The 20726-nt window shown below is 45.0% G+C and carries 16 protein-coding genes and 2 pseudogenes; 5 read left to right on the top strand and 13 right to left on the bottom strand.

The window, feature by feature from the left end; translation table 11 throughout:
- The 9 genes and pseudogenes from H6F77_RS16290 to H6F77_RS16330 form a co-directional block, all read right to left on the bottom strand.
- Positions 1-1710: pseudogene (locus H6F77_RS16290) on the bottom strand (hypothetical protein); the annotation flags it as partial.
- Positions 1711-1804: 94 nt separating this feature from the next.
- A complete protein-coding gene (locus H6F77_RS16295; protein WP_206753473.1) occupies positions 1805-2614 on the bottom strand; it encodes a hypothetical protein in 810 nt (269 codons plus the stop codon).
- A gap of 81 nt (positions 2615-2695) precedes the next feature.
- Positions 2696-4696, bottom strand: coding sequence for a TrbI/VirB10 family protein (locus tag H6F77_RS16300; protein WP_190489610.1), 2001 nt, complete (start codon positions 4694-4696; stop codon positions 2696-2698).
- A 1-nt stretch (position 4697) separates the two neighbouring features.
- Positions 4698-5492: a hypothetical protein gene (locus tag H6F77_RS16305; protein ID WP_190489611.1), complete on the bottom strand. Its 795-nt coding sequence runs from the start codon at positions 5490-5492 to the stop codon at positions 4698-4700.
- Positions 5493-5506: 14 nt separating this feature from the next.
- Positions 5507-6544 (bottom strand): hypothetical protein, encoded by a 1038-nt coding sequence (locus tag H6F77_RS16310; RefSeq protein ID WP_242022203.1) that lies wholly within the window; start codon positions 6542-6544, stop codon positions 5507-5509.
- A gap of 7 nt (positions 6545-6551) precedes the next feature.
- Positions 6552-7283 (bottom strand): hypothetical protein, encoded by a 732-nt coding sequence (locus H6F77_RS16315; protein WP_190489612.1) that lies wholly within the window; start codon positions 7281-7283, stop codon positions 6552-6554.
- Between the two features lie 22 nt (positions 7284-7305).
- Positions 7306-10056, bottom strand: a complete 2751-nt coding sequence (locus tag H6F77_RS16320; protein WP_190489613.1) for a putative type IV secretion/conjugal transfer ATPase — start codon at positions 10054-10056, stop codon at positions 7306-7308.
- A gap of 6 nt (positions 10057-10062) precedes the next feature.
- On the bottom strand, positions 10063-10434 hold the full coding sequence (locus tag H6F77_RS16325; protein ID WP_190489614.1) for a hypothetical protein: 372 nt from the start codon (positions 10432-10434) through the stop codon (positions 10063-10065).
- The gene (locus H6F77_RS16330; RefSeq protein ID WP_190489615.1) at positions 10434-11048 is read right to left on the bottom strand and encodes a hypothetical protein; all 615 of its coding nucleotides are present in this window, start codon (positions 11046-11048) and stop codon (positions 10434-10436) included. The genes H6F77_RS16325 and H6F77_RS16330 overlap by 1 nt, the downstream gene beginning before the upstream one ends.
- Positions 11049-11875: 827 nt before the next feature.
- On the opposite strand from H6F77_RS16330, the gene H6F77_RS16335 reads away from it, so the two are divergent.
- Both H6F77_RS16335 and H6F77_RS16340 read left to right on the top strand, forming a co-directional pair.
- The gene (locus H6F77_RS16335) at positions 11876-12061 is read left to right on the top strand and encodes a type II toxin-antitoxin system HicA family toxin (protein ID WP_309228865.1); all 186 of its coding nucleotides are present in this window, start codon (positions 11876-11878) and stop codon (positions 12059-12061) included.
- Positions 12058-12276 (top strand): type II toxin-antitoxin system HicB family antitoxin, encoded by a 219-nt coding sequence (locus tag H6F77_RS16340; protein ID WP_190489616.1) that lies wholly within the window; start codon positions 12058-12060, stop codon positions 12274-12276. The genes H6F77_RS16335 and H6F77_RS16340 overlap by 4 nt, the downstream gene beginning before the upstream one ends.
- On the opposite strand, the gene H6F77_RS27455 is transcribed toward H6F77_RS16340, so the two are convergent.
- The 3 genes and pseudogenes from H6F77_RS27455 to H6F77_RS28885 form a co-directional block, all read right to left on the bottom strand.
- Complete coding sequence (locus H6F77_RS27455; RefSeq protein WP_199321368.1) at positions 12273-12479, bottom strand: hypothetical protein; 207 nt, start codon at positions 12477-12479, stop codon at positions 12273-12275. The two genes, H6F77_RS16340 and H6F77_RS27455, sit on opposite strands and share 4 nt — an antisense overlap.
- Positions 12473-12781: a hypothetical protein gene (locus tag H6F77_RS16350; protein ID WP_190489617.1), complete on the bottom strand. Its 309-nt coding sequence runs from the start codon at positions 12779-12781 to the stop codon at positions 12473-12475. The genes H6F77_RS27455 and H6F77_RS16350 overlap by 7 nt, the downstream gene beginning before the upstream one ends.
- 22 nt (positions 12782-12803) lie before the next feature.
- Positions 12804-12902 (bottom strand): annotated as a pseudogene (locus H6F77_RS28885) (CHAT domain-containing protein); the annotation flags it as partial.
- Between the two features lie 288 nt (positions 12903-13190).
- Here H6F77_RS28885 and H6F77_RS16360 point away from each other — a divergent pair.
- Both H6F77_RS16360 and H6F77_RS16365 read left to right on the top strand, forming a co-directional pair.
- A complete protein-coding gene (locus H6F77_RS16360; RefSeq protein ID WP_242022207.1) occupies positions 13191-14450 on the top strand; it encodes an ISL3 family transposase in 1260 nt (419 codons plus the stop codon).
- Between the two features lie 254 nt (positions 14451-14704).
- Positions 14705-15346 (top strand): hypothetical protein, encoded by a 642-nt coding sequence (locus H6F77_RS16365; RefSeq protein WP_206753474.1) that lies wholly within the window; start codon positions 14705-14707, stop codon positions 15344-15346.
- 228 nt (positions 15347-15574) lie between these two features.
- On the opposite strand, the gene H6F77_RS16370 is transcribed toward H6F77_RS16365, so the two are convergent.
- Complete coding sequence (locus tag H6F77_RS16370; RefSeq protein WP_190489619.1) at positions 15575-20623, bottom strand: DUF6908 domain-containing protein; 5049 nt, start codon at positions 20621-20623, stop codon at positions 15575-15577.
- 9 nt (positions 20624-20632) lie between these two features.
- On the opposite strand from H6F77_RS16370, the gene H6F77_RS16375 reads away from it, so the two are divergent.
- The coding region (locus tag H6F77_RS16375) for a transposase-like zinc-binding domain-containing protein (protein WP_514131589.1) at positions 20633-20726 on the top strand (94 nt) is incomplete at its 3' end.

Genomic DNA, 20726 nt, shown 5'->3' on the forward strand with positions numbered 1-20726 from the left:
CGGACAGCAATGTCTTTCCGTTTTGTCGAGTGGCTGAACCACAATCGGGACGTATTCATCGCGAATATCGCAGCTTTGGGCTTTGTTTGGGCTTGAAATCTGTTTAAGTCCCGCTAAAAATTCCTGGCCGCCCGATTTAGCTAAAATTTGCTGCCGAACATCCTGGCGGTAGGACATAAACTGCTTGGTTCCCAGTCCCCGCCCGCAGTTTCCTGCGCTATCGCATACATAAGGGCCGACAGAATTATAGTTGCCTTCTATGTTCGAGAGGGCGGCATCTAACGCATCCAACACGACGCCTTGCTGTTGTTTTTTACAATCCGCCGATGCAGTTGATTGCAAGAAAGATAAATGGCTATTTGCATTGCTTGTACTGCTGCTACTTGCACCTCCCCCTGTGCCTTTCCTATACTCTGGGTTGCCAAATGTAGATGAGCCTGGATTATCCTCCGCGCCTGTTGGAGTTGATATAGAACTAGATGGTTCTATATCGACTGAACCTAAGAAAATGGAGTCCATTTCTCGATAGGTCAGCCAAGGCACAGGCCCAATAAAGTACGGCGTACAGCCCAAATCGACAAATCCGCTTCGGATGCAAATGCGAAAGAATAGAGCCTGGGTCATCGTGCCTTTTGGCTCCGACACATCCCACACCACCACCTTGAAGGCATCACCAAAAGGGTGTCTTCCGGTCGGTTCTTTACCACCATTTACAGCAGCCAAGACCCCATGACCACCGCGAACCAGCTGGTACTTTCCGCTAATCCACGGCCTGCCTAAAACCTTTGCATTACCAGATAGCTCAACATGAGAACACTTTTCATCACAGCGAACGTTGAACCCTTCAACATCACTTCCTGAAATTGTGCGCTCGCGTTGTTGTTCGGGAGTAGCAAAAGCTACATCAAAAGTTCCTACATCAGCCCCTACTGGATTGGCAGGGCCAGGAAACTGAGAAAAGGGCACGTTTGGCAAACCTGGAATTTGGTTAACGTTAACCCCCTGCCAGTCCTTGAAAGCAGCAATGGGCGTGCTATCTAACCCAGGAATAGAATCTAAACCATAATTGCCCAAAGGCAATTGATTAAACTCCAATTCCTTCAAAATAAGAGATTGCTGCAAGAGCTGACCAATTGTTTGATTGGGATTAAAATCAGCGGTTAATTGGCTGTTGAGTAAATCCAGAACAGGTTTCACCTGTTGAACAGTCAAATTTAGTAGAGTAGGAATAGCTTCTGTCAAACTACCCAAAGTTTGAAGTTTCATAATTCCAAAATCCTCCAACCTAATTCCAGATAAATCCAACCCAGTTTTTGAAGCAATGGTTTGAAGATTAAAGTTTTGCAATTTAAAAGAATCCTGAAAATCACCAAGCTTCGTGTATTGGTCTGGAGTCTGCCCTGCTGCCCACGAACGGGACGGGTCATACTTTAGCTGACTGGCAATATCAAGTGGGGCTTCAAAAGAACCGTTTTGTTCTATGCCAGGAAGGCTGCTAAAAGCGATCTTGTTCCAATCGGGTAGCTGAGTATTTTGCCAAGTTATCGTAGTCACAGGCTCTGCTGGTGCTTGTTTGGCAACCACACGATTACCCATAAAATAAGGTAATGCTGAAATAAATAGCGACAAAATCAGCCCTGTTGACAGCCAATAAAGCCAATATAAATAACGACGGAAATGAAGATTCATGTCTGTCAAAACCTTATTCAAAGTTTTAAAAAAATGAAAAGTGAGATAACTGAAATGAGAGCGAGATAACTGAAATGAAGAGCAAGATAACTGAAATGAAGAGCGAGAGCGCTGATTAGATGGACTTTTGACGCACGAGAGTTTCGTTGGGTGAAAACGGGTCAATTGGCGAGTTTTGGGGCGCAAATGTTGGGGCTTGAGCAGGTTCTGACACGGGAACTGAAACATCACTCCTTCCCAACTCCTCTAAGCGTCGAACTAAATTCAGGGAAACCCCCGATGCAGCTGCCGCCGATTCCACTTGTTCTCCATCCTTCACCCTAGCCAGGAAGTTCTGAATCCGATTCCATAACGGTTGGGAGCGTCGAATCAAACGTTTCTGTTCTGCAACCGTTAGACCACGGTTCATAAGCTGCCAGTCTGTTACGCCCGGAACAGCTGGATCGTACCTTGTCAGAGTGGCAGTTATAGTTGTTGGCACGACCTCGACGGTATGATATTTGGGGTTATTGCCACCTAGAACGACCCGAAATAGGTATACATGGCGTCCATTTCTCCCATGAGTAATAGCAGTTAAAAGCGTGCTATTTGTCTTGGGTAAATTAGGGAAGTTCAACGGAGCTATCTGCCTAATGTGCAAAACGGTAGCTCCCTGGTATTGACATTGAGCTTGCTGAAAAGAAAATCCCCCCATTCCACTGCCACCCAAACCTGACAGACAACCATCCACATCCAGAGTGGCTATTGCAGGGTTGTCGAACCAGACTTTTTCAACGGTCTCGCCTGTAGGAATAAAACTGAGATTGACACCATACCCAGGCGATAATTCAATCAGTACTGGCTTACCACCCGTAGAACCTGTAGCTTCCGATATTGAGACACGCCGTACCGCACCCGTGCTGTTTTCAGCTGCAAGTGCTGGCAATCCTGACCCACTATTACAGCTGGCTAGGCTATTTAAACAAAGGGCGCTTGCTATTCCAAGCCGAAATATAGATTTCATAACTCAAAGTTCAAATGAGCGATTAACAAAAACTTGAACATTTTCACCAGCACGGACATACCAAACATCCGGGCGAGATGTAATTTCCTCTAGATGCTGCTCGTTGCGTTTCAAGATTTGCTGTACAAGAGGTGTAAAACCACCATCCAAGATTGCACCAAGAACATTGCGGTCTCCACTGCGGCTGGATGTTGTGGAACTGTAGCCGAAGCCACCAACAGAAGTGGATGATTCAGAATTTGGCTGAGTCAGTACTTGGCCCACCCTGGAAAGAGAGCCAAACAAGAATGCCGTGGCGTCTCCGGATGCGATCGCCGGACCCTTATCTCCCCACTTGGAGGCAATCAAAGGCTGACCGTTATTTCCACGAATGCTGATAGCCCCAGGCGGCAGAACGTATTCTTGGCTATCGACAATAACCTGCGTCACGGATAGCTGGGCCAAGCCCGATTCGTTGACACCGACAACAGTCGCAACAAGTTGAGTTCCGGCTGGCATTGCAACTCCACCATTGCCATCGGCTAGCGATTCAGCAAGTTGCACGATGAACTTTTCTGCTGTTGGGCGCTCCGGAGATTTAGTTGCTTGCCCCTGACCAGTCCAAATAATTGGTGTTACCAAGTGCCCCTGGGCAACCCCCCCTACTGTTAAACGGCGGACTGGTATGCCGTTAAGAATATTCGCTTCCTCAGCCGGATTAATTTGAGCAACCGACTGTACCGCTGCTGGAGGTTGTATTACAGGAGGTGCAAGAGTTGAAGAACCTTGGGTATCCTGGGGAGCTTCCCCCGTTTCAGTTACAGGAGTTCTTAGTTGTGACGAACTAACCCCAGATTGATTGGCTCGGGACTGGGGAGGCCGCAGAATAAACGGCTCTTGTTGGGGAACGCTTGCAACACTAGGGGTTGGTACTGCCGCGATCGCAATTGGTACATCCCTTGTCGATGCAATAGCCCCGTCAGTTGATGACGCCACCGGAACCGATGCCGGGATTGCGATCGCAACTGATGCACTCTTGCTTTGTGCAGTAGGAGCAGTACGAAGGGTAGGCGCACTTATCGGTACTTTTTCACCAACATCACTATTGCCGTAACTGCCCAGACGATTCAAAGCCATCCACTGCTGCATGGGGTCAACAGTTTTTTCTTCAGCTTGTAGTTTAGGGGCTGATGCGGGAGTAGAAGTGGCGCGAGTTGGAACAGAAGCAACAGGAGTAGAGGTACGAAGAGGCAGCTGGGGCGGCTCTCGATAAGCTCTTTGCGGCGGCTGTGGCTCTCGATAAGCTCTTTGCCTCGTCGGCGTAGGTTGAGAAGCTCTTTGCCTCGTCGGCGTAGGTTGAGAAGTTGGCTGGGGATAGTTGCGAGGTGGCGGATTATATGGCGCTGCAACAGTACTAGGAGGTGGAGGTGGTGGAGAAGAAGACACAACAGGCTGCTTCTCCGATTGTTGTGGGCGAGAAGGCTGAACCTGATTATTCCTATTCCTGGGACTCTTAGCGTCGTTTAAAGCTTTAAGTTGATCCGCTTGTTTTCCTAAAGCCAAATCAGTTTTTAGCTTGCCAGTTTCCGTCCCTGGAGTAGGTGTAGTTGTGGGTGTTGGTGATGGAGCTGGGCTAACTGCTACAGGAGCTTTTCTTATTGGTTGGTTAAAAACACTATTTAAAAATAGTCCAACAGCACCAAAACCTATAAATAGCACGCTACCAGTTGCAAAAGCTTTAGATAAACCACGTTTGGAAAAATTCGGTTCCGTCTTGCCCTGAATCGGATCGTCGAACAACTCTGATTTTTGAATCAGCAGATTTTGTTGCTCAATTTCTTCGTTTTCTGGAATAACTGGAGAGGGAACAGAGGGACTATCATCAAACCGTACTAATTCAGCTAATTTGGCGTTCTCCAAGTCATCTGTTAGATTATCCCCATCAGCGGTATCATCCGCTTCATTCATCAATTCCAAATCTTCTTCAAAAGTTTTCTGTTTATTCTGATTGCTATGTCCGTTCATATTATAAATTCTCCTGTTGCAAATCCCGAATGGCGTAAATTTCCAAACCGGAAGTGCGTACCTGATAAATGATTGCTGCTACTCCACCCTTATCCCCAGGAAATACGGGAGACTCAACAGCCTGGATGAATATCTCCTTGTTAAAAGGAATAACTTGACCCAGATTATTGCCCTTGTCTAAAACAATCAGGTTGGCAACAATTTTGATTTTCCACTTACCTTCAGCAATTTTTTGAGGCTCCTGAATTTCCAAAGGCACGAGGGCAACTTGAGTAGCACTCTTAAATACTCCACTGGGAGTTATTTCAGCCAATTTTGCCAAGAATTCCTTGCGAAAATCTTCACTTAAAGCAAAGCCTGCCTGCCAAGCAGCGGTTGTTACCTTCGCCCTGCCCGGGACGGCTGAACCCACATCTACACCTGGGTCTAATACGGGTTTAGTTGCTTCTTCAACAGTTGATGGCGGCTTTGTACCTGACCAGTTCAGCATTAATGTCATGGTGTCAATGGTGAATTTTTTCACGACTTGGGGAGTACGCTCTTTATTACCTAAAGGAGCGACTGTAATTGCTTCTCCAGTGTCTAACTGCACTAAAGTGGGTGGAGATTTTTTGGACAAACTAGAATAAGCGCCATACAGCAGAATTAAGACGAAGAAAGTTAATAAGTGTAGCCCAAGAGTGCCAAGGGCAAATAAACCCATTGCATCATTTTTTGAAAATCGAGTCTGCTGGCGTTCGAGAAATCGCAGTCGTTTTTCTGATGCTGAAGATGCTTTTTCATTTAATTCCTGCATCAACTTTCTCCTGATTAATCTCTAATAAAACGAGGGAAAATTGAATTTAAGCCAAAAGTAGCTACTGAAGATAAGCTATTAAATACAGCCATGCCACCGCCTGTTGCTAATATCAGCGATAAAATTGGAGCTAGAAGACCAGTAGCAAAAGCAAAAACCATTGCATCAGCATTTTTGGCATTAATAACCAAAGTGGCGACTAAACCGACAATAATGTTGAAAGATAGCTTAACCATGCCCACGGAGAAAAAACCTGTCAGCCAAACGAAGATTGATTTTTGGCCGATAGGAAGAAGAGAACCACCTACTGCCAGCGGCCCTAGAAGACCAGTCAGTAAGAAAGAAATTTCCACAATCCACTGAAAAGCAATTCCAAAAGCAATTAACCATCCTCTAACAGAGGCAGCAAAAACTGAAGAAATTCCTTCTTGGATTTCTTGACCATAATCTTTGGTAAAAATGTTTTCGTTTTGTTGCGAATCACCAATTTGTTGTTGGGCGTTTTGCGTGGCATTTTTGATACAATCAGCCTGCTGTTGCGGGTCAGCAATAAATGCACACTGACTTCTGACAGAGGCAACTGCTGCATCAGAGCCGAGTTGCGTTACTGCTTGTTGGTACGCTTCTTGAAGCGCCAAAGGGCCAGCAGTAGAAGTCAAAATTGTCTGATTAACTTGGTTAATAATATTTCTCAGCTGAAAAGTACATTCTGCTAAAACTTGAGCATTATTTGATAGGAGAACGATCGCGACTAAAGGCCAAACAATTTCAGAAAAAGCTTGGGGGTTATCTCCTTCCATGAGTGCTTTAAAATACTGCACCATGAAAATTAATAAGGTGCCGACAGCGAAGAGAACCCCAAGCTTGGCGATCGCGGCGTATAAACTACCACCCAGCACATCTTTCCAAAGCTGTTCCATTGCAGCGCTAATTGCAGCGCTAGCAGTTGCCCCATCCTGAACGATGTTGTCACCTTCCCCAAGACCACCAGGACCAACTTGAGCAAAATGTAAGGGCAAGAATGTAAAAGAAAACAGTTGGAAAGACAGCATGGGTAATTTAGAACAATCTGGCGCGAGATGTTATTCGGAGAGTGTCAAAACCAGTGCCAACTTTTTCAGCTTGCATAGCTTGATTTTGAGCATCAACAGAGCGAGAAATATTAGTCAGGTTTAAGTTAGCTAATTCCTGACGTTGAGCCGCCTGTAATGAGTCAGCTCGCAGCGATCCAAGAATTGCTCCTGTCCTCGCATTTTGCAAAGCAATTTGCTTCATAACGTTCTGTGTGACGACTTCTTCTTGAGCAGCATTAGCCTGTTGCTGGACAATATCAACAGAGTTTTGAGTTTGGCTTGCTTGCTCTTTTAGACGCTGCTGGCCCGATAGTCCCAAGGTGGCGTCACTCGCCCCTCTGGTAATCTGCCGATCCACTTCGTTGGTAGCTTTATCAGCGCCATAAACCGGACTATCAGCAGCTGATGCAATTTCCTCAACATCTTTCCGAGATTGGGCGGGATCTGGTAAACCTAAGACTCCTGTCGCGCTACTTATAGCAGAATCTAGGTCTTTACCCAGGCTTTCAGACAGGGGCTTCAATTTATCTGCCACTATCTTGTCTAAATAGCCGCGTACAGATTCAATTTGGTGATTTAATTCTCCGAAGAGTTGCGTAAAGAAATTGTCACTACTTGCGTTTGTAACTGCACGGGCTGGAGTAGAAATGGCTCCTATCAAGGTGAGTGATAAACAGCCATTTACAACAATTGATTTCACTATTTTATTTTTATTCATTTCATTCCTCTAATCGTGTCGTTCAAGAAGCGCGAATGCTGGCTACCAGCTCTCGCGCAAATTCAGCGATCGCCGCCAACTTATCTTTCTCAAAATGGCGGCTTAGAGCTGCGCTACGGGCTGCTTGCTCTTGTGGGTTGTTCGCCACTGTCGCTAGTAGTTCGTAGGAAGGGTAAAACCTCGCATAGGTGTAGATACCGTTATCGTCCAACAGCCATTGGGAGTAAATACCCTCTTTTTTAGGAAAAAAGCTTTCTGTTGCGTTGCGACCAATAATTTCTTTGGGATATTTTAAAATTTGCACAAAACTATCAACTGCTGTTGGTTGAATTCGACCAATTAAGCGCGTTGTCAAGTTTTGGAAGATCTTTGAAGCTGTTGGAGATTTAGCAATGGTATCGGGGTCTTGTGCTGATAAAATGACCCTAATACCAGCTTTTGCACCGTTAGCGCACAACCGCCCTACAAGTGCTGCAATGCTATCAAATTCAAACAAAATAGGGCTTTCATCTATGAAGAAAATGCTAGCAGGGGCAGCCAACGCTCTCCTTAAAGCGGAGGAATAAGCGCTTATAGAAAGAATGGCAGCATCTTCATCATTAGAAAGATTTCGCAATGCGAATACGAGCAAACGGGCATCGCTCCTGAAAGTAGATGGCTGTGAGATAGCCTTGCCTACCCGCGACGAAAGCCAAAATCGCAGGCGCAGCTTAATCTGCTCTAAACCAGCTTTTGTATCCCCGGAAATTGCATCCAGACGCAGCCTTTCTAGAGAACAAAATGAGAGGAAATCAACCAAAGTGGGCATTGCCGACCATTCCGGCGACCCCAATCCGTAGGTATAGGCACTCGCATAGCGATCGCGGATTTGCAGGTCGCTAAAGAAGGCTTCTAGAGCTAGGGCCAAGATTGACCTCACCATATCGCTTCGCGTTCGTTCCGCCGCGCTGCCACCACGAGACGTGCCTATGACCATAGCCATCAAAGCATCGCCGAGGAAGTCCTTGTAATCTTCAAACCGCTCGTCTTGTAATTTGGGGTCGAGACTCCGCAGGTCGGGAAGCTCGAACAAATTGCTACTTTCTCTCCCGATGTCAAAGTATGCTCCGTCCTTGCCCATGAAGTTGGTGTAATCTGTGAAGGTGCTGCTGCCATCCGGTTTGGGATAATCCATAGCCACGACGGGCATCCCATAAGCGAGCGCCTGGGTCAAGATTCCCGCGGCCATCACTGACTTACCAGCCCTCGTGGTTGCGAATATCCCCAAATTCTTGTGCTTTTTAAACAAGTCCAGGAATATGGGCGTACCAGCTTCGTCAGCAATTAACTCAAACCCAGTGTCGTCCCCCGAGCGAGTTCGCACGAGGGGCGTGAGTCCGGGGGCTTCCCCACTCAAGTAAACTTGCCGTCGGTTGAAAGGAGTCGTTAGCAGACGCTCCCAGGTTATGGGGAAAGTTTGCAACCAAATCCGCCAGGGATACTCTGTTTCCCTCAACACCCAGGCCGGACGCAAAAACAACGACTGAATATAGCGGCAAGCTTCATCCAAAAGGGCGCGGTTCTTGCGGTGTACCAGAAATACCACTGCTATGTGAATCGGGACGGCACCCTCGTACAGTTCTTCTTGAGCCGCAACGCTCTTTTTAATATTGAGCAGTGCTTTAACGTCAATTGAGTTTTTTTCGTTAGCTAGCATTGACGAGGTTTGACCTTGTTTGGTCAACCTTTGCATGTTGGTCTTGACCAGTGTCTCCGACGCCCTCGTTACCTGACAAAAAATTTCGGTGTCGTAGACGCGCTCCCTTGCCATGACTTCCCAGAGGTAGCGCATTTGGGTTTCCTTACCAGTCCATCCCCCTGGTTTATCAACAAAGGTCAGCGCTCCGACATATTTGCGCTTGACGTGTACCCACTCTCTATCTGCAACCGGGACGCTAGATGCAGATTCCAACAACAAAGTGGTGGGATGGACGGAGGAATGCACTTCTTCTCGCAAACCATCCTCATCTAAGACCAATAACTGCGGCACGGGTTTTGGTTCGGTTTCGTTAAACCGCTGCCACAAATGGCCCCAAAGTTCCTCTTCATTTAACGGGCGAATATCTAGGCCCAGCTTGTTAGAAAGCAGCTGTTCCCATAACTCATATCCATCTGTAAAAGATGTGTAGAGCATGCGCTCGACGCGGACATACTGTACTTGGTGAATTTCACCAGTGAAGGTTTTCCACCACCGCTCGGTTCGGGCTAGGAACTTCTCAATGAAATCTGAGCTTCCCTGAGTATCTGGCTCGACGGTATAAGTGCCATAAAGCCGCAAGAACTTGGGTTTTCTAATTCCTTTTCGTGTTAGTTCCCGCACCCTGGCGCGTTCGCCCCATAAGAGGTAGCGTAATTCTTGGTTGGGTGCAAGTTGGCACAATTTATCTAATTCAGCTTGGCGTGAGTCATCCGAAGTAAAAGAACCCAAATGAATTGTCAAACTTTCTTGATAGGGTAAATCTTTCAAGCCCGCCTCAAGAGCATCAAATATGGGTTCGACTTCTTCACTACGAAGAGTGGAATGAATGCCCTTGCACTCCCAGCCGAAGACAATTTGGAAAGCGTTCAATCCTTTTCTCTTAACGTAGGCTCCAATCCGACGACCGCCTAAACGAATTACCAGCATTGAAGCAAATTGAAACCAGTCTTCAATGGGAGTGTAGCGAATTGTATTTTCTCCGTTATTAATGGAGCGTTTGCCTATTTTTGTTTTAGCTTTTATTGCCGTTTTCATGGGGCATTACCCTCTCTTGTTTCGCCGTCGGTTTTTAGAGCTAGATAGTTTGACCTTGGCTTTGACATCAGCACTGCTAGTGTTAAGAATCTGCTGGTATTGTGCGTAGCCTCTCGTCCAAGTTGGGGTAGAGACAAACTTGGACATATAGCGCCAGGTTTTACTCCCAGTCAGTACCCACCAAGTTGCCATACCCCAGCCAGCTACAAGACAAGTCCACAGCCAGGACAACCTAAAAACGACTTTGCAAACGTAATAACTGGTCAAAAATATTGCCGTCCAAGGTACCACTTGATCTGCTGGGAATGGCCCGACTTTGGGTGCAGTTCCCAAACTGGGATTAACTGCTCGAAACTTCTTTGAATTCTGGTCAAGCATTATGGGTTAGCACCTCCACCAGTACCACCGCCAGTAATCAATGCAGCCAAAATGTCTCCTAACGTCACAGTAATTAAAATAATCAGAGGAGTACGAGCGAGGGTTTGCCAATCTTCATCGTTTCTCGCAGCGGCAATAACCCGAACTAGGGAGACAGCTAGATAAAGAACAAAGATGGCTCTGAGGGTATTAAAAACCAAGTTGTAAATATCAGTTCCACCACCACCAGCGCCGCCGTTAATTGGGAAGCTGGAGCGCAACCAAGATTCAGCCTGATTGAAAAATTGAGCCTGTGCTGGAGCTGATGTGTAGTCCAGAAAAAATACAGTCACAACCGCACAAAATACCAGCAGGGGCAGACTGATTTTATATTGGTTTCCCCACCTTTGAGTCCAATTAATAAACTTAATTGACTCTGGCTGAAATCCAATAATTGCAGTTCCAAGCAAAGCTATAATAAAGCCAAAAAAACTAGCAAACTTTGCCGTCACAATCATATCTAGAAACAAAGCTGCTGATGCGCCGAACATTAGAGTGCTTACAGGCACTCGGCTGAAAAATTGAGGTTTTTTAAAACTGTGGCTGGGTATGTAGAAAGAATGCTTTTCAAGCATGACAGTTATAAGTAAATGAATTAAATTCATTTACTTGATAACTAATTTAGAAATGTGTAATCTTCATTCACCAGTCAGAAAAATTTTAGGTCTATCTAAAGATAGGTACAGATATTTACTGCTTAAAGGAAAATTTGTCAGTCTAAAGACAGACCCCGGGTGAGGTAGCTTGACGTTTAGGCAATGGTTGGAATGCTTGTCACGGTCATCTTTAAGGTGCCATCGTGCCTTAAGCTTTCCATGCAGAAGGCGCGAACAAGTCTTTGCCTGTACGGCGTTGCTGAATTGCGAATGATTTAGATACCTCAGAAGCTGATTTTATCTGCCAAAACCATTACTTTTCAGCAACGCCGCCTGTACGAGTTCTTTCTACCGTAGGGTACAGGGTTTAAGTTTGCAAACAGGAGTGACACAGCGATCGCTGATGTATGCATTGGTTCCAAACACACCAAAGGTAAAGGCTTCATAGGGCAGCAGCGCGATCGCGCGAGCTTGGGCGACTTGCTCGCATTATGGGACTTAGGCATTTTCTAGATTCCCAAAAAGCTGAAAACCTTTCTGAGCAAGGAAAAGAGGTCGATGATACAAAAATGCCTGAAACCTTTGTGAATACAAAATTCATACTCATCCGAGCTAAAAGTATTTCTCCATCTAGGTTTGAAGCCATTTTTGTATTATTTTTTGTCTAAGTCCCGCTAATTAATTCGGTAGCTGAAGAACCGGAGTATAACAACAGAGTGAAAGGATGAGAAAGTGGGAGAATAGAGGAGAGAATCAGGCAATATCCATGCCCAGGAAAATTCGAGAGTTAAAAGCTCAGATTGCGCGTGAGGGTTTTATTTATCTGCTTAAGCGAGGGCTTTGGTAGCCATGAGCGTTGGCGACATCCTCTGCTCAGGAAAACACTCACAATTCCCGGCAAGGATGGGGATGATGTGCCGCTATACCTAGAAAAACAGTTGGCACAGTTATTAACTGAACTGGCAGAGCTAAAGGAGGATGAGAATTCATGAGTCGATACAGCATGATTGTTCAATGGTCTGATGAAGATCGGCTTTTCCTAGTCACGATTCCAGAGTTTGGCGATCGCGTTGTTATGCCTTGCACTCATGGCAAAACTCGTGAGGAAGCAATTCGTAATGGTGAAGACGCGATCGAAATGTACGAGGATGCATGGCTTGCAGAAGGTGAATCCATTCCTGAACCTAGTACGCTGCAAATTGCCTAATTATCATTAACCTTTTGACCCAGCTTAAGCAAGGAGCCAGTTTTAGACTTGACCTCAAACATCAAGTCGGGGACTAACTGAGCATAGTCCTCTGTCGTTTGCAGCGATCGCTCTAGATGAAAAAAAGTGCCTATCGTCGCAATGGCATTAGAGAAGATATCACGAGAGTAAGTATTTGAGCAGAAACTGGATTGGTTTAGCATGCAGGAGGGATAGTATGTTCCACTACCAATGAATGAGGATGGGGTGATTCGGAGTCAAGTCTTTCCAGGCTTATGGTTTGCAGCGCATAACCTATTGACTGGGAATATAGAGCGAGTGCTAGCCTGTTGCAAGAAGCGTTGGCTGCACCAGAATATAGTATTTGTGCAGCAGCTATCGAAGTAGCTAGAGAGCGATCGCATTCACCGCAGACAATAGAGCAATTCGGATACGGAAAGAACGTAGCTTCACCATTAAGACCCTGATTGGCGAAACCGATAGCCAACGCCTCGAATGCTTTCAAAGCTAATATCAAAAACGCTCAGCTAAGCAAGCTGGAAAGCTTCGGCTTTCGTTGTTCCAGTTATTAGCTCTTGGTAAAACTGATTCATCAGCTCGGTAGTAAATTCATCGTTTACCGACCATAAGGTTACTAAGGTAGGGGTCTGAGTAGTAACGGATACTGATGACCAAGATTTGAGCTTGTAGAAGGATGTCTTGAATAAAACTTAACCTTGATGAGAGTTAAATTTAATTTTTTAACAATTTGGCTCTTCAGTACTTAGTATGCCAAAGATATACTAGAGCCAAGAAAAGAAAGAGAATTAAGTGGAGCCAAGAATGAGCAAAAGCCTGATGATGATTGACATATAAGGCACAATTATTGTTGACTATAAGCAGAAGAAAGAAGCTGTTGAGGTACATTCATAGTCATGACGGCGAAAAAGGGAATCAAACTTTTAACGGGAATTCTGGATATAGAGGGAATAAAAGTAATTTCGCAGCGCCAGCATGAAGGGATTGGGATAATTTTACAGATTGAGTCAATCGGGGGAGAAAGTGTTTGTCCTCGTTGTCAAACAAAAAGTCATAGAGTTCATCAAAATCATCGATATATAGTAAAAGATTTACCGTGGGGAGAAAAGCCAGTATTTCTAGAAATCAACAGACGACAATTCAAATGTGAAAAGTGTCGTAAGCCGTTTAGTGAAGAGTTAGAGTTTATCAAGAAAAGAAGAAATTATACAAAAAGGCTAGCCGCCCAAATAATACAAGAAGTTATAGAGAACGATATCCACAGTGTCGCGAAAAAGAGAGTAGTGACAACAGAAGAGATAGAAAGGATGTTAAAAGATGCAGCAGAAGAACTATTGGAATCAAAACCCAGCAAGTTGAAGAGATTAGGGATTGATGAAATAGCGCTCATCAAAGGGAAAGGAAATTACTGTGCAGTATTGATAGACTTAGAGAAGTCTAAATTAATCGGTATTTTGGCAGGAAGGACACAATCAGAAATTAGTCAAGTCATGAGAGGATGGGGTACAGAGGTCTTAGAGTCAATAGAAGAAGTAAGTATAGATTTGTGGAAGGGCTACAAAAATTTAGTAATAGAACTAATGCCGAATGCTCAAGTAGTTGCCGATAGATTTCATGTGATGGCACAAATCAATAAGGAGTTAGATAGCCAAAGAAAGAAAGAGAAAAGAAAGGTAGAAGATTTAATAAAAACCGCAAAACTGCCAGAAGAGAAAGCAAAAAATGAGCAAGTATTAGAGGGATTAAAGAAAAGTAAGTATGTCTTGCTAAAGAATGAGAAAGACCTGAGTGAAGAGCAAGAAAATAAACTCGCCCAGGTTAAAGAGGTATCTCCTAAACTCAAAATAATGCATGAATTAAAAGAGGAAATCCGCAAAGTTTTTGAGCAGAGTGATAATTGGTTAACCGGTTTATTAAAATTGGGGATGTGGCTAGCCAGCGCGAAAAAATATTTTCCCGATAGTCAGAAGACTATTATTCGTTGGCTGGATGAAATAATTGGTTACTTTGACAACAGAACTACAAGTGGTGTTGTTGAGGGCATCAACAATAAGCTCAAGTTGATTAAACGCTCTGCTTATGGTTTTAGAAACTTTGAAAATTACCGAATTAGATGCTTGCTTAATTGGCAGTTAACTGTTGATTTTGCATACTAAGTACTGAAGAACCAACAATTTTTAATAATTAAAATTAACTTTACCAAAAAATTTAATGCTTTTTAAAACCTTTATCGTTTCTTTACATTTAACAAAACCAGAATAGTGAAATTGCTAGATAATTATTATAGATTTAAAAAAGCTTTTAGCTGAAAGGTTGGGGCAAATATTGAACGCAGGGTATAAATCTCTATTCGGTATGAATTTATCAGATAGACACTAAACTGCTTCCTACTCAGGAAATAAACTGCAAAATGAAAAAGAATAATATGGCTAGTATCAATTCAAAAATAGCATTTGCATTTGCTAGTACCGCTTTGAGCTTTGGGGTAATCGCTCCTAACCCCATTCTAGCTGCTACTCTAACACCTGATGACCTTTTGGTTGTTGATTTCACGCTTTCACCTACTTTATCAGCCGTTCCAAATGCTCTTCTACTTAACCTGAATGGATTTATTCAGGTTAATCAACCATTTACAGAGCGAACAGCTAAACTGTTTGACAGTAATATGCTACTGGGAACAGCAACAAATTCAATTTTTGGCACTTATACTGGGCTTCTGGGCAGTCTTTCATCTTCAAATTCTTGGAAAAGTTTTAGTAGCCCTTGGAATTCCGGTAATCCGACTACTATTAATTTTGATTCGCTTGTAGATTCGTCGATAGACGGCAGGATTGAATTTAGTATTGCAACTGGGGAGATAGAATTTGACCTCGATCGTGTAGATGTCTGGCTCTTTCTAGCTACCAATACTGCTGGTGGTTGGCGTATCGATGGATTAAATACTACTTCGGTTCGCGTTGTGAAAAAATCATCTATCCCGGAGCCAGATCCCCTTTTGGGACTAAGTCTCTTTGGTCTAGGTCTTTTGTTGAAAAAAAAGCTATCATCTTAATTCATAAAGATTCATTTAGTTTTATTAAATCTAAATGAATGCCGAAGTACCTTGCCTATAACTGTAAGCACTCGTGCTGAGTTCTCATATAATCTGTTTAACCATCATTAATCCAAAATCGGTACGCCCAAGCCCAAAAGGAGGAATGGCATTTCTTCGTCGTCATCCGAGATAGGCAGCGCGTTGCTTTCCGTTAGGCAAGCGTGTCTGACAGCATTCTAGCTCTGTCTATAGTTGTCTGTCCTGGCTTTGACGGCGTTGCTGCTGAATGTCGCGTTCCATAAAATCAAGTGGCTTTGTAGACAGTTGTTTTCCGGCTAACCATTCACCCTTTAGCTCTGCGATCCGATTTTGATAACTTTCAGATTTTCCCAGAGTAGCGGCAGCTTTTTCCCATACATCCACGATCTGCGTTACATCGCGTTGCATGGCTGCAATAGAAGCGGGAGGCATTGGCTTTCCTTGCTTATAACCCTGCACGACATTGGCAATATCTTTAAGATATTGAGAGGATTTCTCTAAGAGTTGAGAAGCGCGATACCACCAACGGAGGTTGTTTAAATTGTCCTCATTCAAAGTAACGTCGGGGACACTCCCTTTCGTTTCAGACGGCGATGCTGGATCGACTGGTTGTATTGGTACTGACTTCGTTGTATCGCTATTTTCTGTATGGGGTTTAGCGACATCGATTAAAGCAGTATTGGTAGATAATCTATCGTTTGTATTGTTAGTGCTGAACAAATCGAGAGTTAGCTGTACTGACTTTTCTTGCGCCTGCAATAACGGGCTTCTTCGCTCTTGTTTTTTGCTTTTATCTTTAGGAGCCTTGTCCGTTACAAGCTCAGTATCGAACAAATTAAGACTTAGCTGTTTAGCATTGGGTGTATCAATTTCGCTCTCGTGCTGGGGCGATCGCACTCTGCCGCTGTCAGCGCTCTCATCGCGTAGCTCCGATTGAACGGCAAGGGGGTTTTTGCTATCGTGACCAGCGGGTATCGTTTGCTCCTGGGAGATTGGGGTAGACTGTGTTTCGACCTGTTTTACTTCCTCCCATGCCAATTTTGTTGCTTCAACAAACCCCATCGCGTGTAAATTTTTAGAAAATATAGCAGCAAAGCTGGCGTCACAAGAGCGCGACTCGCCCCCCGTAAAAGGGTTTTGTACGGCTGTCTCCTTCAGCTTGAGTTCTCCATGTGGAGCTACCCAAAATGCCATTTCGCTGTCGATAAAAGTATCGCCATTCTGTTGCAAGTAATGAGTTAGGTAGATAACAGGAAGCGATCGCCCTTCTTTGCCATATGGCTCATCGTGTTTCTCAATGACTAAGGGGATATACGGTTCGTTTTTTACCCTAAGATGAAAGTCTTCTCCCTTAAGGATTTCACCTTGCAGTCCAACTTCATGCAATAGTTTGGCGACATTTTTTTCAGCTCGACCCCGTTGCTGCGAGGCTGGAAGAGCAATTTGAGGAAGTGAAATTTCTGTTTGTAGTTGTTTAGCTAAAGGCTCAGTTAGCTTTTGCTCATGGGTGTAGCCGAGAGCGACTGTCTTACCTTCCAGAGGCATCTCTGGCAAAGGCGTTTCTGGTGCAGGCGTCGCACGTTCACCTTCTTTTTGAGCATCAGTTCTCTTCTTAACATTGGTGGCATTCAGCCGCACCTCTGCCTCCTTTTTGTACGCCTGCTCGGGGTTAATGGTGTCTGTCGGCGTCCATTCCTGCTTTTCTACTCCCAGAATTTTACGGGCTACGTTCTTATGGTCGTAAGCTCCAAGTTTCCAGTCCGTATTTTGGGTGATGTAGTTTAGAACCAAATCCACTTTGTCCGAGGGCACATAAACTTTCATACTGTCGCCTTTGGAGATAAATTCACCTGTTAAGGCTAATAAGCCAGGGTCGGTGTAGTATTTTCCGCCTACAGCTTTAGCTTTAGGAGCCTCTAGCATCAGCCCTTGGCTGTCATGCCTAAGCGAAACCATAACCTTCAGATTCTCTAGCGCGCTAGTTACCGTACCAGCTCGCCCCGTTCCCGACCACAAAAACGTTTTAATTTGCTCTGACGTTGCGAACTGTATTGGCTTTTTATCCAACTCCTTCTCTGGATTGAATGCTCGCGGTAGTAGGTAAACTGGATGAACTTGCCCCTGGTAATCGGTGATTTGAGCGAACTTGCCTTTCAGGTTGGTTCCCATCACCTGACCCGATACGAGATAGCGTTTCTCTTGTGTTTGAGTTTGCCGTTCGTCGAAAAGCTCGTAAATAGAAACATCATTCTTGGGATTGAGAAATGACGGAGCAGTTTCTATCGGATTGATATATAAACCGTTACCAATTTTGTCAAATTTGATTGCTAGAGTGCGCGAACCGTCAGCGACTAATAACTTGAGCTTCCAATTGCTAGGATTTGCAGGTTCGGTGCCTGCTCGGTCTTTCTGTTCGATAGCTTCCACAACACCATATAGACGATTCCCTTCTTGGTCAGTCAATTCTACTCCCTGCCCAGTAGGAAAACGCTTGATAATATCGCTTACGGTCTCCAGGTTTTTTTCTATTAGCTTACAACCTTTATTTAGGGCATATTCTTTTTTATTTAGGCTCAAATTAGCGTTGTTGAGTTGTTGCGTGAGTTTCTTAACTTTTGGCTCTTTTTGCGCTAGCTTCGCTCTACTTTGATCGCTTTGAGCAGCTGTTTCATCACCGGTTACAAGTGAATTTAGCTCTTGAGTTAACTCATCCGTCAGAGCAATCTGGGCATCCAGCTTTTCCTGATATTTAGCGACTTTTCCTTGAGCTATAGCAATTTTTGGCGATTCTTTTTGCTTGTATTCTTCAAGGAAAACCTTGGTTGAGCCAGTGAGTTTGTCTATAGTCTCAACGGCGCGCTCGCGCCCCCTATCTCTTACGTCCGAACGCTCGTAATCGTCATGGTCGGCTAAGTCGTCGATTGGCTCAAAATCTAGTTCCCGGCGGACGGCATTGACGACTTGCAACATCGTGTTGGGTTTTCGCCCTGTCTTCGCCATCACCTCAACCAAATAAGCGGGTGCAGCAAAGGGGCTGTCTATCTCTGGCTGACCCGAGTTGAGAACCAAGCGAGAAATTGGCTTGGCTTGAAGATCCAATTTTTGGGCTTCTAACTCGTTTTCTCCCAAAGCATTTTTTTGAGCTAACAGCTCTTGATAATCTGATGCCAGGGTGTCGTAGAGCCATGCTTGACGCGCCAATGATGGGTAAGGATTTTCCTCACTAGGGGGTTCGTCCGAGACGAGCATACTTGCTCTAGCCGTCACTTTCTGAATTGCTTTTGGGTTAGTCCCGCTCTTATACTCATCTTTGTCTTCAGATAGCATTAACGGTTCATCCAAAGCGGAGTGCAGCCCTGGATTTTCTATCATCAATTTCTCGGCGACTTCATTGCCATATTGATTGATGAAGTCGGGCATCTCCACAAGTCCGAAGCTGGATGTCCGGTTGCCAGTTGTGTTGGCTTTGAGATGTGCCATTTTTTTCATCAAAACGGCAACAGCTCTTTCCTCGGTTGGTAAGTCCTTACCCACTACCAGATGGAACATCGGCAGCCCAAATGTGCCGGAAACTCTACCCCAGACGGGTTTCCCTTGCTTGTCTATACTGTCTGGTTGGTGAATCGCAGGATCGACTTGTCCGGTGCGGTGCGATCGCCCAATACTCTGCTCGACTTGATTCACATCAAGATGCGGTTGGATGATGTACATAGCTCGCTGCCTTTGGTCAGCAACAGTCCGCGCCGCGTGTAGACTGTAGCCCGTTGTACTGTTCGTAATGACGGCATCAATTTCGCCATTTTGAAAGGCTTCCATCACCCGTTTTTTCTGAGCAGTACCATGCTCTCTAGTGCCATAAGTCAGGACTCCTTTTTGGATGCCCGCCGCCGAGCCATATTTAAGGATACGAGTGCGTCCGGTGATTTCGCCAATGGAATAACCAGCATCCTCCACTCGCTGCTTAAAGTAATCAATCGGAGAAATGGGTATTTTGCTCCAATCGCTGGACTCAATTGCTGCCTTAGCTCGGTCGAAAGCTCTGGCCGCCGTTTCTCCCAGCTCTTCATCGCTCAGGCGATGGGTGCGAACTTTTTGCTTTCCTGTCAGTTCATCCAAATAAGGTTCGGTAATTTTGATGGTACGCGCCTTTTCCAAGTAACGCACGAACAACTCCCCCGCATCGAGGTTGACCGTATCGCCTACTTTGATGCGTTGCATGGGCGAGTCGGGAAACTCGATATTATGGGCATCCGCAACTTCGTTATGAGTGTTGATAAAGTCTTCTGTCAATGACTCCATCGTGTTGAACAACATTACAATTGGCTTCCGTCCTGCTTCGATGTCGGCAATCACCTCAGTTGCTGTTGCGTCCACCTTGAGAGCCAACGAAGTGACAGCATTTAAGTTATGGAGGACAGAGGTAAAAATTGTACTGGTGGCTCCAGCTTCTCCAAGCGAGGGTTCATTCTCTTTGGCTTTTTCCCCAGCTTCTGCCAAACGCGAGCTGATATCGTCTACCACTTCTCTTTTTAACTTGTCGAACTGCCAAATCAGATTCAAAATTTTGGCACTGTTTTCTGCACTTGACAAACTAACTGGAACTTTTTTAATACCAAACTCAATGCCTTCATAAGACTTCTCACAACGGATGCAACCACCAGATTCTGCCCATTTAGCAAACATCATCTGTTGAAGCGGTACGCCACCCGCTTTCAAATGCTCTTTGAATTCCTCTTGCGATGGTGCTGCGTATTTGAAATCAGTTGTTTCGTAGAACAATCGAGCAGCGATAATTGGATCTTTAATTGCCGTTGCAGATGACGCCACAAACCCCGGCACTCGGTTAACCAGTTTTTGAAAAAATTCAGTACAAGAGCCAATATAATCTTCCTGCTGTTCTCTGGCTCTTTCAGCCTTGGTCTTAGGACACTGCTCTCCGCTAGCACCGCCTGCCTTGTGCGATTCATCGAGGATAAGGAAGCTATTTGGCGCGAGCGCTTCGAGCAGGCGGCGGCGGTCTAGGCTAGCAGCTCCTGTTAATTGCCCGTAGGTGGTAAAAATTGAGTCGTAGTTTCCGATATTACCCTTCGCAGCATATTCCCGGATTTTTTCAACGTGATTTGCAGGCGTTCTTAATTCGCCAATTTCTTCACCATCAGAGGTGCGTAAAGACATCCTCATACCATTGTTAGTCAGCAGGGGATTAAAACTGTTCCCCGTGTCCACAGCATCTCGCGCCAAAATATGGCGTTGCATAATAGAAGGATGATCTGCATTCACTGTCAATCAAACCAAGTCTGTAAAAATGGACATCGGCGCGGCAAACAAAACTATTTTTGCCGTGCTTGTGGCAAACAAT

Origin of the sequence: Microcoleus sp. FACHB-831 (assembly GCF_014695585.1) — a bacterium.
Lineage (GTDB): Bacteria > Cyanobacteriota > Cyanobacteriia > Cyanobacteriales > FACHB-T130 > FACHB-831.

Coding starts and splice junctions, on each gene's coding strand:
- H6F77_RS16370 (WP_190489619.1), bottom strand. CDS start 20,623: ATGCAACGCCATATTTTGGCGCGAGATGCTGTGGACACGGGGAACAGT.
- H6F77_RS27455 (WP_199321368.1), bottom strand. CDS start 12,479: ATGCTAAACCAATCCAGTTTCTGCTCAAATACTTACTCTCGTGATATC.
- H6F77_RS16365 (WP_206753474.1), top strand. CDS start 14,705: ATGAAAAAGAATAATATGGCTAGTATCAATTCAAAAATAGCATTTGCA.
- H6F77_RS16320 (WP_190489613.1), bottom strand. CDS start 10,056: ATGAAAACGGCAATAAAAGCTAAAACAAAAATAGGCAAACGCTCCATT.
- H6F77_RS16305 (WP_190489611.1), bottom strand. CDS start 5,492: ATGCAGGAATTAAATGAAAAAGCATCTTCAGCATCAGAAAAACGACTG.
- H6F77_RS16300 (WP_190489610.1), bottom strand. CDS start 4,696: ATGAACGGACATAGCAATCAGAATAAACAGAAAACTTTTGAAGAAGAT.
- H6F77_RS16310 (WP_242022203.1), bottom strand. CDS start 6,544: ATGCTGTCTTTCCAACTGTTTTCTTTTACATTCTTGCCCTTACATTTT.
- H6F77_RS16330 (WP_190489615.1), bottom strand. CDS start 11,048: ATGCTTGAAAAGCATTCTTTCTACATACCCAGCCACAGTTTTAAAAAA.
- H6F77_RS16340 (WP_190489616.1), top strand. CDS start 12,058: ATGAGTCGATACAGCATGATTGTTCAATGGTCTGATGAAGATCGGCTT.
- H6F77_RS16315 (WP_190489612.1), bottom strand. CDS start 7,283: ATGAATAAAAATAAAATAGTGAAATCAATTGTTGTAAATGGCTGTTTA.
- H6F77_RS16360 (WP_242022207.1), top strand. CDS start 13,191: ATGACGGCGAAAAAGGGAATCAAACTTTTAACGGGAATTCTGGATATA.
- H6F77_RS16325 (WP_190489614.1), bottom strand. CDS start 10,434: ATGCTTGACCAGAATTCAAAGAAGTTTCGAGCAGTTAATCCCAGTTTG.